Annotated in this window: 15 protein-coding genes; 12 read left to right on the forward strand and 3 right to left on the reverse strand. The window is 41.6% G+C overall.

Annotated features, from left to right (window positions below):
• The first annotated feature begins 38 nt into the window (after window positions 1-38).
• The 6 genes from msbA to tcdA are packed head-to-tail and all read left to right on the forward strand — an operon-like array spanning window position 39 to window position 5,166.
• Window positions 39-1,781 (forward strand): lipid A export permease/ATP-binding protein MsbA, encoded by a 1,743-nt coding sequence (gene msbA / locus L0Z67_RS07940; protein ID WP_062568997.1) that lies wholly within the window; start codon window positions 39-41, stop codon window positions 1,779-1,781.
• On the forward strand, window positions 1,781-2,758 hold the full coding sequence (gene lpxK / locus L0Z67_RS07945) for a tetraacyldisaccharide 4'-kinase (RefSeq protein ID WP_405128664.1): 978 nt from the start codon (window positions 1,781-1,783) through the stop codon (window positions 2,756-2,758). Before msbA ends, lpxK begins: the two co-directional genes overlap by 1 nt.
• A complete protein-coding gene (locus tag L0Z67_RS07950) occupies window positions 2,748-2,945 on the forward strand; it encodes a Trm112 family protein (protein ID WP_036968654.1) in 198 nt (65 codons plus the stop codon). Before lpxK ends, L0Z67_RS07950 begins: the two co-directional genes overlap by 11 nt.
• Window positions 2,933-3,688 carry a 3-deoxy-manno-octulosonate cytidylyltransferase gene (kdsB, locus tag L0Z67_RS07955; RefSeq protein ID WP_405128665.1) on the forward strand — a complete coding sequence of 252 codons (756 nt, stop codon included), beginning with the start codon at window positions 2,933-2,935 and terminating at the stop codon, window positions 3,686-3,688. Before L0Z67_RS07950 ends, kdsB begins: the two co-directional genes overlap by 13 nt.
• Window positions 3,689-3,702: 14 nt before the next feature.
• Window positions 3,703-4,368, forward strand: a complete 666-nt coding sequence (locus L0Z67_RS07960; RefSeq protein WP_405128666.1) for a TIGR01621 family pseudouridine synthase — start codon at window positions 3,703-3,705, stop codon at window positions 4,366-4,368.
• Complete coding sequence (gene tcdA / locus L0Z67_RS07965) at window positions 4,369-5,166, forward strand: tRNA cyclic N6-threonylcarbamoyladenosine(37) synthase TcdA (protein WP_237115194.1); 798 nt, start codon at window positions 4,369-4,371, stop codon at window positions 5,164-5,166.
• A gap of 6 nt (window positions 5,167-5,172) precedes the next feature.
• Here tcdA and L0Z67_RS07970 read toward each other — a convergent pair whose 3' ends face one another.
• From L0Z67_RS07970 to L0Z67_RS07980, 3 genes are all read right to left on the reverse strand, one after another.
• Window positions 5,173-5,586, reverse strand: coding sequence for a SufE family protein (locus L0Z67_RS07970; RefSeq protein WP_062569002.1), 414 nt, complete (start codon window positions 5,584-5,586; stop codon window positions 5,173-5,175).
• Window positions 5,587-5,599: 13 nt separating this feature from the next.
• Window positions 5,600-6,814, reverse strand: a complete 1,215-nt coding sequence (locus L0Z67_RS07975; protein ID WP_405128667.1) for an aminotransferase class V-fold PLP-dependent enzyme — start codon at window positions 6,812-6,814, stop codon at window positions 5,600-5,602.
• A 113-nt stretch (window positions 6,815-6,927) separates the two neighbouring features.
• Window positions 6,928-8,214, reverse strand: coding sequence for a citrate synthase (locus L0Z67_RS07980; protein ID WP_062569004.1), 1,287 nt, complete (start codon window positions 8,212-8,214; stop codon window positions 6,928-6,930).
• A gap of 408 nt (window positions 8,215-8,622) precedes the next feature.
• On the opposite strand from L0Z67_RS07980, the gene sdhC reads away from it, so the two are divergent.
• The 6 genes from sdhC (at window position 8,623) to odhB (ending at window position 16,268) form a co-directional block, all read left to right on the forward strand.
• Window positions 8,623-9,000, forward strand: coding sequence for a succinate dehydrogenase, cytochrome b556 subunit (gene sdhC, locus L0Z67_RS07985; protein ID WP_082401567.1), 378 nt, complete (start codon window positions 8,623-8,625; stop codon window positions 8,998-9,000).
• A complete protein-coding gene (gene sdhD, locus L0Z67_RS07990) occupies window positions 8,991-9,338 on the forward strand; it encodes a succinate dehydrogenase, hydrophobic membrane anchor protein (RefSeq protein WP_062569005.1) in 348 nt (115 codons plus the stop codon). Before sdhC ends, sdhD begins: the two co-directional genes overlap by 10 nt.
• Window positions 9,339-11,111, forward strand: coding sequence for a succinate dehydrogenase flavoprotein subunit (gene sdhA / locus L0Z67_RS07995; protein WP_062569006.1), 1,773 nt, complete (start codon window positions 9,339-9,341; stop codon window positions 11,109-11,111). It begins immediately after the preceding gene.
• Between the two features lie 10 nt (window positions 11,112-11,121).
• The gene (locus L0Z67_RS08000) at window positions 11,122-11,838 is read left to right on the forward strand and encodes a succinate dehydrogenase iron-sulfur subunit (protein WP_062569007.1); all 717 of its coding nucleotides are present in this window, start codon (window positions 11,122-11,124) and stop codon (window positions 11,836-11,838) included.
• Between the two features lie 86 nt (window positions 11,839-11,924).
• Window positions 11,925-14,744: a 2-oxoglutarate dehydrogenase E1 component gene (locus L0Z67_RS08005; RefSeq protein WP_062569008.1), complete on the forward strand. Its 2,820-nt coding sequence runs from the start codon at window positions 11,925-11,927 to the stop codon at window positions 14,742-14,744.
• Between the two features lie 3 nt (window positions 14,745-14,747).
• Complete coding sequence (gene odhB / locus L0Z67_RS08010) at window positions 14,748-16,268, forward strand: 2-oxoglutarate dehydrogenase complex dihydrolipoyllysine-residue succinyltransferase (protein WP_237115197.1); 1,521 nt, start codon at window positions 14,748-14,750, stop codon at window positions 16,266-16,268.
• The last annotated feature ends 49 nt before the right edge of the window (window positions 16,269-16,317 follow it).

A 16,317-nucleotide genomic window follows, 5' to 3' on the forward strand; every position in this document is an offset into this window, starting at 1 on the left:
AGGCTACAATAGTCGAAGTCTATGAATAAGAGAGTGTTATGGATCAAACTACATCCCAAATTTATAAGCGCTTAATTAGTTATGTGAGTGATTATAAGCTTATTGCATTTTTTGCTATTGTCGGCATGATTGGTTACTCAGCAATGGATGCATTGTTTATCAATTTAATGAAACCATTTATTGATGAAGGTTTGAATGCCCGTAACACGCAAGTTCTAACTTATGCACCCTTCGTGGTTATTGCATTGGTGCTAGGTCGTGGCATGTTTAATTATATGTCATCGTATTGCTTAAGCTATGTAGGCTCACAAGTTGTTAGAAGCTTACGTCAGCAATTGTTTGAGCATATCTTACATTTGCCAGTTTCTTTTCATGATAAAAATTCAAACGGTGATCTAATTTCAAAAATCACCTTTGATACTGAGCAAGTTCAACAAGCAATTACGAAAGCATTACTTATTGTTGTTAGAGAAGGGGCATTTGTGGTCTTTTTACTATTCAACATGTTTTATACCAGCTGGAAATTATCGCTAATATTCTTAGTTATTATCCCCTTGGTTGCAGTGATTGTTGCGTTCGTATCAAAACGTTTTCGTAAAATTTCAAAAAAAATTCAATCAGCCATGGGGCAAGTTACACGAAGCTCAGAACAAATGCTTTCAGGTCACAAAGTGATCCATGGTTTTGGTGGTCAAAAGCAAGAGATTTCACAATTCTCGGCAATCAATAACCATAACCGTCAGCAACGAATTAAAATGGATGCCACTAAAGCACTCAGTGTTTCTGTTATTCAGATCCTCGCTGCGAGCGCGATGGCAGTGATTTTATGGGTCGTGTCTATGCCTTCGATGATTGACACTATTAGTTCAGGTGATTTCGTATTACTAATTTCATCCATGATGATGCTACTGCGTCCATTAAAACAGTTGTCTAATGTCAACAGTGACCTGCAACGCGGTATCTCTGCGGCGCAAAGTATTTTTCTAGTACTTGATGAAGAAGTAGAAAAAGACACAGGAACGCATAAAGCCGATAAAGTAACTGGGCACATTGATGTTCAAAACGTAACCTTCCGTTATCCTACAAAAGATGAACCTGTTTTAAAAAACTTATCACTCGAAATTAAAGCAGGGGAAAGTATTGCATTAGTAGGGCGCTCAGGCTCAGGAAAGTCAACAATTTCGAACCTCTTACCCCGTTATTATGAGCTCGAAGGAGAGAGTAAAATATTATTAGATGGGGTGCCCTTATCTGATTATAAGCTAACTGATTTGCGTAAACAGTTTGCTTTAGTGTCGCAACAGGTTGTTCTGTTCAATGACACAATTGCTAATAATATTTGTTATGGTTTAGATCGTGTTTTATCAGATGATGAACTAATGGCCGTTGCTAAACAAGCGCATGTTTGGGAGTTCGTTAAGGATTTACCAGAAGGTTTAAACACCATGGTTGGTGAAAACGGTGTGATGCTATCAGGGGGGCAGCGTCAACGTATTGCCATTGCACGTGCTATTTTAAAAGATGCGCCTATTCTCATTCTTGATGAGGCTACATCTGCACTGGATACTGAATCCGAAAAACTAATTCAACAAGCACTTGATACTTTGATGAAACAGAAAACATCGATAGTGATTGCACACCGCTTATCGACTATAGAAAACAGTGATTGTATTTATGTAATTGATCATGGTCAGGTTATCGAAAAAGGCACGCATTCTGAGCTTTTAAGTAAAGACGGTACTTATTCGGCCTTATGTAAAATGCAATTTGGTGAGCAGTAGTGAGTGTCATTGAAAAAAGCTGGTATAAAAAACCAAGCCTATTAACTGTTTTACTCTTGCCGCTAAGTGTTATTTTTTGGTTGATTTCAACGCTGCGAAAATACCTGTATAAAATTAATATACTCAAAGCGTTTAAAGCCCATGTGCCAGTAATTGTTGTTGGTAACATTAGTGTGGGTGGTAATGGTAAAACGCCGTTTGTTATTTGGTTAGCGCAGTATTTGCAACAACAGGGACTGAAGGTCGCAGTGATCAGTCGCGGTTATGGTGGTAAGTCAGCAAGTTATCCGCTTTTAGTCACTGACGATACAGCCACAAGTGAAGCGGGTGATGAACCGGTTCTTATTAAACGTCGTTTAGGCTGTGTTGTGATGGTTGGCCCCGATCGCCAAGCAAGTATCGAGCAGTTACAAAGCCACGACATCGATATCATTATTTCAGATGACGGTATGCAACATTATAAAATGGCGCGTGATATAGAGTGCTGTATTGTAGATAGTGAACGTCAATTTGGTAATGGACTTTTAATGCCGGCAGGCCCACTTCGAGAAACGAAAGCACGCTTAAAGTCAGTTGATTTAGTTGTCGAGAATGGTGGCGAAACAGCCTACAGTTATGATTTGAATGCAAGTCAATTTAGATTAGTATCGTCGTCTGAACACGTCGCAGAAACGCCAACAAACGGACACGCGGTCAGCGCCATTGGCAACCCGGTACGCTTTGAGTTGAGCCTTGAAAAACAAGGTATAAATTTATTATCGACACATCATTTTCGGGATCATTATAATTATCAAGCAACTGACTTTTTAGCATTTGAGAATGAGCCCGTGTTTATGACTGAAAAAGACGCCGTAAAATGCTTTAGTTTTGCTAAGTCAAATTGGTATTATTTACCCGTAGACGCTAGGCCAACAGCCGCTGTTATTGAAAAATTAAATTCATTATTAAAACAAAAAGGGATCCTCCATGGCCTTTGATACAAAATTACTTGAAATTATTGCTTGCCCAGTGTGTAAGGGTAAGTTGCGCCTTGATAAAGAAAATCAAGAGCTTATTAGTACAGCTGCGAAATTAGCTTATCCGATTAAAGATGATATTCCCGTACTTCTTGAAAACGAAGCGCGTGAACTAAGCCAAGAAGAGGTTGATAAGTGGAATTCGTAGTAGTCATCCCTGCACGTTACGCGTCTAGCCGTTTACCCGGTAAACCTTTAGCGGATATATGTGGTAAACCTATGATTCAGCATGTTTATGAAAAAGCGGCTGCATCGGGTGCCAGTGCAGTGTATATTGCTACCGATCATCAAGCCGTGTTTGATGTTGTAAAAGACTTCACTGATAATGTGTTGATGACACGAGAAGATCATCAGTCGGGTACAGAACGTCTTGCCGAAGTAGTTGAAAAGCTCAATCTTACAAGCGACACTATTGTTGTTAATGTACAAGGTGATGAGCCATTACTTGCCAGTGAAAACGTAACTCAAGTGGCAAAATTACTGGCAGAGTCAGATGCACCCATGGCAACGTTAAGTGCAAACATGACTGATACAGATGACATTTTCAATCCCAATTGTGTCAAAGTTGTCAGTGATACAGAACAAAATGCCCTGTATTTTTCGCGTTCGCCCATTCCTTACCATCGTGACGCAATGATGAACGGTGATAATAGCAAACTAAATCTTGCTGACTATGCGCGTCATATTGGTATTTACGCTTATCGCGCAGGCTTTATTCAACAATATATTGCGCTACCTGAATCGCGTTTAGAACAACTTGAGTCACTTGAGCAATTACGTGTTTTATATCATGGTTATAAAATTAAAATTGCAGGAGCTGTGTGTGAGCCTCAAGCCGGTGTGGATACACCTGAAGATCTTACGCGTGTCATAGCCGCTTTGAGCAACTAGTAACAATGACTGAAATGAATAGGGTTCATCTTCATGCACGTGAAGATGACTTTTTTGTTTTTTACAAACCCGCAGGTGTTAGCTTTCACAGTGAAGAATGTGCCGGCTTTGTCGTGCTTGCAGAGCAACTAGTGAACGAAAAGTTATTTCCTGTTCATCGCCTAGATAAAGTGACTTCAGGGTTAATTATTTTAGCTAGAAACAAGCAGACCGCAGCGGAGTTTACAACGCTTTTCACAGCGCATCTGGTTAATAAGTTTTATATAGCCGTTAGCGATACTAAGCCTAAAAAAAAGCAAGGCTGGATTAAAGGCGATATGCAAAAAAGTCGTCGAGGTGCATTTAAGTTACTAAAAAGCCAAGAAAACCCAGCGGTTACTCGCTTTTACTCTAAAAGTATTCGTCCAGGTTTGCGTGCATATTTATTAAAACCATTTTCTGGTAAGACACATCAATTAAGAGTGGCAATGAAAAGTATTGGTGCCCCTATACTCGGTGATGCCACTTACGCTGGAAGCTTGGACGAGCGAACTAATTTGCATGCCTATGCATTGCAATTTAGTTATAAAGGGCAGCTTAAAGAATATCGATATGCGCATACAACAGGCGCACATCTCAATGAAGTTTTTAACGCAGACGAATTCAAAGAGTGGCAGACTCCTTGGACGTTGGATTGGTAAATGAAAGAAACAACACAAGACATTCGCTTTGGTGGTATTAAGCGTTTATATGGTCATCAACAATTTGATTGGCTGCAACAAGCACATTTTTGTGTCATCGGTATTGGTGGCGTAGGCAGTTGGGCTGCTGAGGCGTTAGCACGTACAGGGGTTGGTCAACTGACATTGATAGACCTAGATGATATATGCGCAACCAATGTTAATCGTCAAATTCATGCTTTGACTGGCACCGTAGGTGAAGCAAAAGTCGAAGCAATGAAAACACGTTGTGAGCTGATTAACCCAGATATTAAAATTAATGTGATTGATGACTTTATAACGCTAGATAATATTCGTGAGCATATTCAAGGTTTTGATTATGTGATTGATTGTATTGATGCAGTGAAAGAAAAAGCGGCGCTAATTGCCCATTGTAAACGTATAAAATTACCCGTTATCACAACCGGTGGAGCGGGCGGGCAAACTGACCCTAGTCAAATCAATTTTGGTGATGTTGCTAAGACAACGCATGATCCACTTCTTGCAAAAGTTCGTTATATCTTGCGAAAGCAGTACAACTTTAGTAGCAATCCCAAGCGTAAGTTTAATGTCGATTGCGTTTATTCGACCGAGCAGCTTGTCTATCCAACCTCAGAAGGTGACGTTTGCCAAGCAAAACAAGGCGCAGATGGCTCGATGAACATGGACTGTAATAATGGTTTTGGGTCTGCAACCATGGTTACAGGCAGCTTTGGCTTTTTTGTTGCAGCCAAAGCGATTAGAAAATACCTAGATAAGAAACAGCGTAGTTTAAAATAACGTTTTTTAGCGCTTTTGCTCAGCCATGGCTTGAATTTTATCGACCATGGCTTTGATGCCATTACCACGAGAAGGACTTAAATGGCTAATTAGACCAAGTCGTTCAAATTCATCATATGCATTTATTTGAGTTGCTTGCTGCGGCGTTAGACCATTGTATAAGGCTAAAATTAATGCCAGTAACCCTTTAACAATTCGAGTATCGGAATCTCCAGCCAACACGAGGCTATTCTCCGTGTGATCAAAGTCAATATATAACCAAACTTTACTTTCACAGCCTTTAACTAATGCATCGTCTACCTTCAGCGCTTCAGGCATAACGGGTAGCTGTTTACCTAATAGCATTATTTGGCGGTACTTTTGTTGCCAGCCTGCTGCATTTTCAATGTCTTTTGTTACGGCTTGAAAAGGTGAATTCATGTTTAATCCAAGTTTAATCTAATAATTCAATACTATTTTTAAGGGCGGTGATAAGTGCATCAACATCCTCTTTAGTATTGTATAAAGCGAAGCTGGCTCTAACAGTCCCCGAAATTGATAATTGGCTCATAATCGGTTGGGTACAGTGATGACCACTTCGTACAGCAACACCAAAACCATCTAACAAAGTCGCTAAATCGAAAGGGTGCTCGTTTTTGTAATTAAAGCTGATGTTACCAATGTTATTGTGATGTTGAGAGTAAATGGTAATACCATCAATTGCTGATAATTGTTTTATCGCATAACTGAAAACTGTATGCTCATGTTGACGCATCTGCTGAAAGTTTAACGAGGTTAAATATTCAATCGCCTCAGTAAAGGCTATGACACCCGCAATATTTGGGGTTCCTGCTTCAAATTTTCCTGGTGCCTCTCGAAAAGTGCTTTGTGTTAAGCTCACTGTTTCAATCATTTCGCCACCTGTTTGGTAAGCATCAAGTGAATTTAACAATTCAAAGCGGCCGTATAAGCCACCTAAGCCTGTTGGGCCAAGCATTTTATGTGCGGAAAACACATAAAAATCACAATCAATTTCTCGTAAGTTGGGGCGTAAGTGCATTGCAGCCTGTGCACCATCGATGACTGAAATAGTATTAAAATCTTTACACGCTTGGATGATAGGGGCTAAGTCTGTGATATTTCCCAGCGTGTTTGATGCATGTGTGATAGCAACGACTTTAGGCTTATGTTGTTCGATAAACTCTGCGCACTGTTGAGCGTCAATGACCAAATCACTCGTAATTGGTAAAACAATTAATTCAGCGCCAATGCGCTTCACAAGTTGTTGCCAAGGCACAATATTCGCATGATGTTCAATAGCTGAAATAGCGACTTTATCACCCGCTTTAAGTTTAGATGTTAAGCCGTTCGCAATTAAATTAATCGACTCAGTCGCCCCTTTCGTCCAGACTAGCTCATTACTTTCTACCTGAAAATAGTTGGCAAGGCTTTTACGGGCTTGTTCATACTTACGAGTTGCGTTGTCACTAAGAGTATGACGACCACGATGTACGTTGGCGTTTTCAGCACTGTAAAAGTGCGTGAGAGCGTCAATGACAGCTTGCGGCTTGTGTGATGTGGCTGCTGAATCTAAGTAGACTAATGGCTGCCCATTAATTTGTTGTTTAAGCAGAGGAAAATCAGCACGTATTTTTGCAATATCAAACATGGAAGCCCTTTTACAACGAGAATGCGACGATTTTAATTATTTTGTATAAATAGACAAGTCTAGGGCAATAAAAAAGGCCGCTGTGCGGCCTTTTTTAAGCATTTAAGCAAAAATTAACGCTTGTCCGTTGATACGTAGTCGCGCTTTGTTTCACCAGTATAAAGCTGGCGAGGGCGGCTGATCTTGTGACCAGGTTGAGAAAGCATCTCATCCCAGTGAGAGATCCAACCAACAGTACGTGACATTGCAAAGATGACAGTGAACATGCTTGTTGGAATACCGATTGCTTTTAAGATGATACCTGAGTAGAAATCTACGTTAGGGTAAAGTTTCTTCTCAACAAAGTATGGGTCTTCTAGCGCAATTTGCTCAAGCTTCATTGCGATATCAAGAAGTGGATCTTGAATGTTAAGCTCAGCAAGTACTTCGTGACATGTTTGACGCATTACTGTGGCACGTGGGTCGAAGTTTTTGTATACGCGGTGACCAAAGCCCATAAGACGGAAAGGATCTGACTTATCTTTTGCTTTAGCAACATATTCGTCGATACGGTCAACAGAGCCAATTTCTTCTAACATGTTAAGACATGCTTCGTTAGCACCACCGTGCGCAGGGCCCCATAAAGATGCGATACCGGCAGCGATACACGCGTAAGGGTTAGCACCTGAAGAACCCGCTAAACGTACCGTTGATGTCGACGCGTTTTGCTCGTGGTCAGCGTGAAGCATGAAGATTTTATCCATTGCTTTAGCAAGCACTGGATTAACTTTGTACTCTTCAGCAGGTACTGAAAACATCATGTGTAAGAAGTTTTCAGCAAAGCTTAAATCGTTACGTGGGTAAACAAATGGCTGACCTACATTGTATTTGTAAGCCATTGCTGCGATTGTTGGCAGCTTAGCAACTAGCTTGATAGCACTTGTTTTACGTTGTGTTGCATCAGTGATGTCTAAGTCTTCATGGTAGAAAGATGAAAGCGCACCTACAACACCACATAGCATCGCCATTGGGTGAGCATCAAAGCGGAAGCCTTGGAAGAAGTTAGCAATCTTAGTATCTAGCATTGTGTTGTGCGTGATTTCTTGCGCAAATGCTTCGTACTGTTCTTTCGTTGGTAACTCACCATTTAATAGTAAGTAGCATAGCTCAACGTAGTTAGACTCGTCAGCAAGTTGTTCGATTGGGTAGCCGCGATGTAGTAAAACACCTTTACCGCCATCGATGTAAGTGATTGAAGATTCACAAGAACCGGTCGACATGAAACCTGGATCGTAAGTAAAGTGACCGTGAGAACCTAACGTACGTACGTCAATTACGTCTTGGCCAGCAGTGCCTTGGTAAATTGGAAGTTCGATTGGATCAAGACCATCAATATGGACCGTGGCTTTCTTATCCGCCATCTATTTATCTCCTATTAAGATAACAACTCTGATTGTTATGTTCTGAATCTGTTTAAGCACATTCTTTTCATTTTAACGTGAAAGAGGGGGTTAAAGTCAATTTTTATAAACATTATGCACAAATGGATAATAAATATTCTGTCAGGATTAAATATTATACCATTGGCTAATTCGCAAACGACTCTTACTAAACAAGAATTGTAAAAAGACCTCTGGCTATATATACTATCCAAGGTTTTATACCGTATTGTCTGTAGGTAAACTTTATTTTTACATTTGAGTTTTGCATAAGTGTGAACTTTTTGTGTATCAACACGGTTTACTTAGATAGTTCCATCGAAATTCATTTTGATGGGTTTTAGAAAAACAAGTAGATGAGCTCCTAGTGGGCAAGATGGGCAAGTAACTGTGAAAAAGCAAAGACCTGTAAATCTAGATCTAACAACTATATCTATGCCGGCAACGGCTAAAGCATCAATTTTTCACCGCGTCACCGGTGTTGCATTATTTTTTGCTTTAACGTTTGTCATTTGGGCGTGGTCTGAGTCTCTTTCTTCTGCAGAAGGTTTTGAATTCGTCAAGGGTCTGTTCAGCGGATTCATTGCCAAATTCATAGCATGGGGCACTATTTCTGTATTGGCGTATCACTTAATCGGTGGTATCCGTCATATCATTATGGATATGGGTCACTGGGAAGAACTTGAGTCAGGAAACTTCAGCGCTAAAGTTGCATTAGCTTTAGGCGTTGTAGCTGCAATTCTAGCAGGAGTGTGGATATGGTTTTAAATCAAGCAACTCTTAAACGTGATGGTGTACAAGATTACGTATCGCTTCGTGCGACAGCCTTAATAATTAGCGCTTACGCTATTTTTATTATTGGTTACTTCTTATGCACGCCTGAAGTCACTTTCGAAGCCTGGCAAGGCCTTTTTTCAAACCTAGCAATGAAAGGGTTCACCTTAATTACCCTAGTTTGCATTATGGTTCACACCCGTATCGGCCTTTGGCAAGTTCTTACTGACTATGTTAAATGCGCTAAATTACGTGCTGTTTTAGGCTTTGTATTAAACCTTATGGCTGTTGCTTACGTAGCAATAGGTCTAATCGTTTTATGGGGTGTTTAAGTGAATTATTCTGTTCGTGAATTTGACGCTGTAGTGATTGGTGCAGGTGGTGCGGGTATGCGCGCAGCACTAGCTATCACTGAATCAGGCAAAACCTGTGCACTTATCTCAAAAGTTTTCCCTACACGTTCTCACACTGTGTCTGCACAGGGTGGTATTACGGTAGCTTTGGGTAACTCGCATGAAGATAACTGGGAATGGCACATGTACGATACGGTTAAAGGTTCCGATTTTATCGGTGACCAAGACGCTATCGAATATATGTGTAAAACAGGCCCAGAAGCTATTACTGAATTAGAAAACATGGGTTTACCATTTTCTCGTTTTGAAAATGGCCGTGTTTACCAACGTCCTTTCGGCGGTCAGTCGAAAAACTTTGGTGGTGAACAGGCTGCACGTACTGCAGCAGCAGCTGACCGTACTGGTCACGCGTTATTACACTGTCTTTACCAACAAAACGTTAAAAACAAAACTAACGTATTTTCTGAGTGGTATGCACTAGATTTAGTTAAGAACAGTGACGGTCACGTTGTTGGTTGTACTGCAATCGACATCGAGTCTGGCGAAGTTGTTTACTTTAAATCTAAAGCTGTTGTATTAGCAACAGGTGGTGCAGGCCGTATCTACGCATCGACAACGAATGCTCACATCAACACTGGTGACGGTGTTGGTATGGCTACACGCGCTGGTGTTGCAATGCAAGATATGGAAATGTGGCAGTTCCACCCAACAGGTATCGCCGGCGCTGGTGTACTTGTAACTGAAGGTTGTCGTGGTGAAGGTGGTTACCTTCTAAATAAAGACGGCGAACGCTTCATGGAACGTTACGCGCCAAATGCGAAAGACTTAGCGTCTCGTGACGTTGTTGCTCGTTCAATGATGACTGAGATCCGTGAAGGTCGTGGTTGTGATGGTCCTTACGGTCCACACATCAAGCTTAAGCTTGACCACTTAGGTGAAGAAACACTTAACTTACGTCTTCCGGGCGTATGTGACCTTGCGAAAACGTTCGCACACGTTGATCCAGCCAAAGAACCAATTCCAGTTATCCCAACATGTCACTACATGATGGGTGGTGTTCCAACTAACGTAAATGGTCAAGCATTACAAATTGATGCAAACGGCCAAGAGAAAGTAGTTGAAGGTTTATTCGCTGTAGGTGAGATTGCATGTGTATCTGTACACGGTGCTAACCGCCTAGGTGGTAACTCGCTACTTGACTTAGTTGTATTCGGCCGCGCAGCTGGTAACTTCTTAGGCACATACCTTAACGGTGTTGAAGCAGGTAAAGATGCGTCTGAATCAGACCTTGAAGCATCACTTGCACGCTTTAACCGTTGGGAAAACTCTAAAGCTGGCCAAGGTGAAGACCCAGTACAAATCAAGAAAGATCTACAAATGTGTATGCAACTTAACTTCTCGGTATTCCGTGAAGGTGAGGCAATGGCAACAGGTCTTAAAGAGCTTAAAGAAATTCGTGAACGTCTTCAGTATGCGCGTCTTGACGACAAGTCAACAGAGTTCAATACTGCACGTATCGAATGTTTAGAGCTAGATAACTTGATGGAAACAGCTTATTCAACTGCAGTAGCTGCAAACTTCCGTACAGAAAGCCGTGGTGCACACTCTCGTTTTGACTACCCAGATCGTGATGATGAAAACTGGTTATGTCACTCAATCTTTAACCCAGTTACAGATGAAATGACGAAACGTGAAGTTAACTACGCGCCGAAACTGCGTGAAGCTTTCCCACCTAAAGCACGTACATACTAGGAGCGAGACGATGGCACAAGTACAATTTTCGGTTTATCGTTACAATCCAGATGTTGATAATGCACCACGTATGCAAGACTTCTCGCTAGAAACGCAAGAAGGCCAAGATATGATGGTATTGGATGCGCTTATGCAATTAAAAGAGCAAGATCCAACATTATCATTCCGTCGTTCATGCCGTGAAGGTGTGTGTGGTTCAGACGGTATCAACATGAATGGTAAAAACGGTTTAGCGTGTATTACACCTTTATCAACGCTGCTAAAAGGTGGCAAAGGTAAAATCGTAATTCGTCCTTTACCAGGTTTACCAGTGGTACGTGACCTTGTTATTGACATGAGTCAGTTCTACACTCAATACGAAAAGGTAAAACCTTATCTAATTAATGACACGCCTGCGGCGGGTGAACGTCTTCAATCAATTGAAGAACGTGATAAGTTAGATGGCTTGTATGAGTGTATTTTATGTGCATGTTGTTCAACATCGTGTCCTTCGTTCTGGTGGAATCCAGACAAGTTCATTGGTCCTGCTGGCCTTCTTCATGCGTATCGTTTCTTGGCAGATAGCCGCGATACAGCAACTGAAGAGCGTTTAGCAGACCTTGACGATGCGTTCAGCGTGTTCCGTTGTCACAGTATCATGAACTGTGTTAGCGTGTGTCCAAAAGGTCTTAATCCGACCAAAGCGATTGGACAAATCAAATCAATGCTTTTAAACCGCTCGGTTTAAGGATATTGAATATGTAAGGTGGTTAATTTATTAACCACCTTGTTTTTATAACAATTAATTTCTGCGCTAAAGAAAAGGGCTTATAAATGCACGAAGGTGTGATGAAGGCATGGCTAGAATCTTCTCACTTAAACGGCGGTAACGTTGCTTACGTAGAAGAGCTTTATGAAGCGTACTTAGATGATGCGACTTCTGTGCCAGAAGAATGGCGAGAAGTGTTCGAACAATTACCAAAAGTTGATGGTGTGGATGTTGACGTTAAACATTCAGAAGTTCGTGCACAATTTGCACAGCTTGCTAAAAACAAGCATAGAGAGGTAGTGGTAGCAGAGGGTGGCTCTGGCGATCCTAAACAGGTCAAAGTGCTACAACTTATTAATGCTTTCCGTTTCCGTGGTCACCAAAATGCCAACCTAGATCCATTAGGTATTTGGCAACGCGAACGTGTTCGTGATCTTGAATTGGAATATCACGATTTATCAGAAGCTGATTTTGACCGTGAATTCAATGTGGGTTCGTTTGCCGTAGGTCGCGAAACCATGCCTCTTGGTGAGTTATACCAAGCACTAAAAACGACCTATTGTGGGTCAGTTGGTGCTGAGTACATGCACATCACTTCAACTGAAGAAAAACGTTGGTTACAACAGCGTTTGGAATCAGTGCAATCACGTCCTACTTTTTCAAAAGATGAAAAGCTGCGTATCCTTAAAGGTTTAACAGCTGCTGATGGTCTTGAAAAGTATTTAGGCGCAAAATTCCCTGGTGCTAAACGTTTCTCACTTGAAGGTGGTGATGCATTAGTACCTATGCTTAAAGAGCTAATTCATCGTGCAGGCGAAAGCGGGCAAAAAGAAGCCGTTATTGGTATGGCTCACCGCGGTCGTTTGAACGTACTAGTAAACGTATTAGGTAAAAACCCTTCTGATCTATTTGATGAGTTTGCTGGAAAACACAAAGACACATTAAGCTCAGGTGATGTTAAGTATCACATGGGTTACTCATCTGACTTTGCAACTAAGGGTGGCAATGTGCATATGGCACTTGCGTTTAACCCATCTCACCTTGAAATCGTAAACCCAGTAGTTATGGGCTCGGTTCGTGCGCGTTTAGACCGCCTAGGTGACAAGTCAGGGATTAAAGCATTACCAATCACTATTCACGGTGACTCTGCGATTGCAGGTCAAGGTGTTGTACAAGAAACATTTAACTTATCGCAAACTAATGCATTTAGTTGTGGTGGTAGTATCCGCATTGTTGTTAATAACCAAGTTGGTTTTACAACATCAAAACAGTCGGATGTACGTTCTACGCCATACTGTACTGATATTGCGAAAATGGTTCAGGCACCAATTTTCCACGTTAACTCTGACGATCCTGAAGCAGTTGCATTTGTTACACAAATCGCCCTTGATTTCAGAAATCAATTTAAACGTGATGTAGTGATTGATTTAGTATGTTATCGCCGCCATGGCCATAACGAAGCGGATGAGCCAAATGCGACTCAGCCTCTTATGTACCAAAAAATCAAAAAGCACCCAGTACCGCGTCTTATCTATGCAGACCAACTTGTGTCTGAAGGTTCATTCTCAGAAGAAGAAATAAAAGCACTTGCTGATGAATACCGTAATGGCCTTGACGGTGGTAACTGTGTTGTTGAAGAAATTCAACCAGAAACGTCACACTCTTCTGATTGGGCAAAATTTGTTGGTCACGATTGGAATGTAGAGTATGACGCAAAAGTCTCAGTAGAAAAGCTTAAAGAGCTTGGTAATATCGTTGCTAGCTACCCTGAAGGCCACAAAGCGCAATCACGTGTTAAGAAAATCTACGACGATCGCAAGCAAATGGCAGCCGGTGAAAAACCACTTGATTGGGGTATGGCAGAAACACTTGCTTACGCAACCCTTGTTGATGCGGGCACTGACATTCGTTTAACTGGCCAAGACTCTGGTCGTGGTACGTTCTTCCATCGTCATGCTGTTGTTCATAATCAACAAGATGCATCTACCTACTTACCACTGCAAAACATCAGTGAGAATCAAGGTGCATTTGAAGTATACGATTCTGTATTATCTGAAGAAGCAGTTCTTGCATTTGAATACGGTTATGCAACCGCTGAGCCTACATCACTTGTTATGTGGGAAGCACAGTTTGGTGACTTTGCTAACGGCGCACAAGTTGTATTTGACCAATTCTTAAGCTCAGGTGAGCAAAAATGGGGCCGTTTATGTGGCCTTACATGTTTACTTCCTCATGGTTATGAAGGGCAAGGTCCTGAGCATAGTTCAGCACGTCTTGAACGTTTCTTGCAATTGTGTGCTGATCACAATATGCAAGTGTGTGTACCTTCAACACCTGCGCAAGTATATGCAATGCTGCGTCGTCAATCGGTACGTCCACTTCGTCGTCCATTGATTGTTATGACACCTAAGTCGTTACTTCGTCACCCGCTGGCAACATCAACACTGGAAGAGTTATCTGAAGGTGTGTTCCACAATATGATCGATGAGATCGATGATATTGCAGCTGATAAAGTGGAACGCGTTGTATTTTGTAGTGGTAAAGTTTATTACGAGCTACTACAAGAGCGTCGTAAGCAAGAATTAGATAACATTGCTATTGTTCGCGTTGAGCAGCTATATCCATTCCCTCATGATGAGATGGATACAATTATGCAGCGTTACCAGCATGTTAAAGACTTTGTGTGGTGCCAAGAAGAGCCGCAAAACCAAGGTGCGTGGTATTGTTCACAACACCATTTTGTTGATGCAATCCCACAAGGCGCTAAATTGACTTACGCTGGTCGTAAAGCTTCGGCATCGCCTGCATGTGGTTACATGTCAGTGCATACAAAAGAACAACAAGCGCTCGTTGCAGATGCGCTTACTATTGAAAAGAAAGGATAAGCAATGAGCACAGAAATTAAAGTTCCTGTACTTCCTGAGTCGGTTGCTGATGCTACCGTAGCGACCTGGCACGTAAGTGTTGGCGATAAAGTAAGCCGTGACCAGAATTTGGTAGATATTGAAACAGACAAAGTTGTTTTAGAAGTTGTTGCACCAAATGATGGTGTAATTACTGAAATTTCACAAGAAGAAGGTGCAACTGTTCTTGGCGAGCAAGTAATTGCTTTACTTGGTGATGCTGATGAAGCACCAGCAAGTGATGACACTGCTAAAGAATCAGCACCAGCTAAATCAGAAGAAGACGCGCCGGCTGCGGCGCAATCAGCACCAGCATCAGAAGGTAAAGAAGTGGACATTAAAGTACCTGTACTTCCAGAATCAGTCGCAGACGCGACAATTGCTACATGGCATGTACAACCAGGCGAAGCGGTAACTCGCGACCAAAACTTAGTTGACATCGAAACTGATAAAGTTGTTCTTGAAGTTGTTGCCCAAGATGACGGTATCATGGGTGAGCACATTCACGCAGAAGGTGAAACCGTGCTAGGTGAGCAAGTAATCGGTACTGTTAAAGCCGGTGCTGCGCCAGCTAAATCTGCTGCTAAAGAAGAAGCGCCAGCCGCTTCTAGCGACTCAAATGACAGCTCTGACGTATTAACACCGTCAGTACGTCGTTTAATCGCTGAGAAAGGTCTTGATGCATCTAAAATCAAAGGCACTGGCAAAAATGGCCGTGTAACTAAAGAAGATGTTGATAAATTCTTAAAAGCACCTGCTGCTGCACCAAAAGCTGAAGCTTCTGCACCAGCTGCGCCTATGGGTGACCGTACACAAAAACGTGTGCCTATGACACGTTTACGCAAAACAATTGCTAATCGTCTACTTGAAGCTAAAAACTCAACTGCGATGTTAACTACATTTAACGAAGTGAACATGAAGCCAATCATGGACCTTCGTAAGCAGTACCAAGAAGTATTCGAAAAGCGCCACGGTATCCGTTTAGGTTTCATGTCTTTCTACGTGAAAGCAGTGACTGAAGCACTTAAGCGTTTCCCTGAAGTTAATGCATCTATCGACGGTGATGATATCGTTTATCACAACTACTTCGATATCAGCATCGCAGTTTCTACACCACGTGGTCTTGTTACGCCAGTTCTTAAAGACTGTGACAAGCTATCAGTTGCTGAAATCGAGAAGGGTATTCGCGAGTTAGCACTTAAAGGTCGTGATGGTAAATTATCTTTAGATGATATGACTGGTGGTAACTTCACTATCACTAACGGTGGTGTATTCGGTTCATTGCTATCTACACCAATCATCAACTTACCACAGTCTTCAATCTTAGGTATGCACAAAATCCAAGATCGTCCTATGGCTGTTAACGGTAAAGTTGAAATCTTACCAATGATGTATTTAGCGTTATCTTATGATCACCGCCAAATTGATGGTAAAGAATCTGTAGGCTTCTTAGTGACAATTAAAGAGTTACTAGAAGATCCAACTCGATTATTACTAGATGTTTAATCTAGTTGTATAAAAACTAAGCTGTGAACCATGTTCGCAGCTTTTTTTT

The sequence above is a fragment of the Pseudoalteromonas sp. PB2-1 genome (assembly GCF_045040605.1).
Classification (GTDB): Bacteria; Pseudomonadota; Gammaproteobacteria; order Enterobacterales; family Alteromonadaceae; genus Pseudoalteromonas; species Pseudoalteromonas arabiensis.